The organism is Staphylococcus sp. HMSC067F07, assembly GCF_001837405.1.
Taxonomy (GTDB): Bacteria; Bacillota; Bacilli; order Staphylococcales; family Staphylococcaceae; genus Staphylococcus; species Staphylococcus capitis.
Genome location: NZ_KV832239.1, coordinates 1 through 1,857, shown reverse-complemented (window position 1 = coordinate 1,857; position 1,857 = coordinate 1). Strand labels below are relative to the sequence as shown.

Genomic DNA, 1,857 nt, shown 5'->3' with positions numbered 1-1,857 from the left:
AAACAAAAGGAAACAGTGACTCAAGTTCAGAAAGCAATCTAAAAATGCCACGTAAAGAGACAACGCCAGAAGCGCCTGATATTGTAGCAAGTGTAGAGCACGCCAATGTCAAGGTAACGCCAAAGGGTGAAGTGACTAAATTAGTCATCAATTATACTAATCCAGAGGATCAACGTGTTACCATTAACGCAAGTAATAATGGAGGAATTTGGTCATTAAATAAAAATGTTTCGCACATAGAGGTAGATGAAGCAACCGGAAAAGTAACAATAGGCTATCAAGCAGTACAAGTAGAAAGTGAAATTATAGCAACAGAAATAAAAGGCAATAGTGATTCAAGTCCTGAGAGCAAAGTGACTATGCCACGTAAAGAGACAACACCGGATTCTCCGGCTATCGAAGCAAGTGAAGAGTACATCAATGTAGAGGTAACACCGAAAGATGAATCAACGAAATTAGTGATCAATTACACAAATCCAGAAGGCCATTCTGATTCAATCATCGCAAACAAAAATGGAGGTGCTTGGTTATTAAACAAACAAGTACCGCATATTGTGATAGACGATAGAACCGGAAAAGTAACTATAGGTCATCAAGTCGTACAAGCAGAAAGTGAAATTATAGCAACAGAAATAAAAGGCAATAGTGATTCAAGTCCTGAGAGCAAAGTGACTATGCCACGTAAAGAGACAACACCGCATTCTCCAACAATCGAAGCAAACGAAGAGCAAGTCAATGTAGAGGTAACACCGAAAGATGAATCAACAAAATTAGTGATTAATTATACTAATACAGAGGGGCAAAGTGATACCATTATCGTAAGTAAAAATGGAGAAGTTTGGTCATTAAATAAAATTGTTCCGCACATAGAGGTAGATGAAGCAACCGGAAAAGTAACAATAGGCTATCAAGCAGTACAAGCAGAAAGTGAAGTTATAACAACTGAAACAAAAGGAAATAGCGACTCGAGTCCAGAAAGTAAAGTGACAATGCCACGTAAAGATGTCGCTCCAGAAGGGCCTGTACTAAAATCAGATCATGACAATGCGAGTGTAAGTATAATTCCTTCAATTAATTCAGACAAAATAACTATCAAATATCTAGATGTCAATGACCAAATCGCTACAGCAATAGCCACTAAGAAAAATCAAAGCTGGTCATTGAATAATAACATTTCAGGTATTTCAATTAATTCTCAAACAGGAACTGTGACAATTAGTTATGTGGCTGTGCAACCGGAAAGTGATATTACAGCTACTGCGTCAAATGGTAACAGTGATAATAGTATTGTCAAACATACAATTATGCCTGCTAAAGAAGTTAAACCTCAACCACCAGTGGTAAGATCTAACATAGAAGAAGCAAATGTCGAAATTATACCACATAATGATGTTACTAGATTAGATGTTCACTATGTTGATTTGAAAGGGCAACCGGCTACTATTACAGCAACTAAAGTTGGCAATGGATGGACTATTAATAAAAATATTTCTAATATAAAACTTGATGAAAGCACCGGTAAACTTACAATGGGACACCAAGCGGTGTTAGTAGAAAGCGAAGTTGTAGCTACTGAAACAAAAGGTAATAGTGATACAAGTACAGAAAGTAAAATAAATATGCCACGAAAAGAAGTAACACCAGAGTCGCCAGCTATCGAAGCAAATGAAGAACACGTCAATGTTGAAGTTACACCAAAAGGTGAATCAACAAAATTAGAAGTAAAATATACAGATACAAATGGCCAACTAAGTTCATTCATTGCAAATAAAAATGGAGGAGTTTGGTCACTAAACAAAGAGGTTCCACATATTGAATTAGACGAAACTACCGGAAAAGTCACAATAGGGCACCAAG

Annotated in this window: 1 pseudogene; it reads left to right on the top strand. The window is 36.7% G+C overall.

Annotation, left to right across the window (positions count from 1 at the left end):
• Positions 1-44: 44 nt before the first annotated feature.
• Positions 45-1,857 (top strand): annotated as a pseudogene (locus tag HMPREF2706_RS11200) (YSIRK signal domain/LPXTG anchor domain surface protein); the annotation flags it as partial.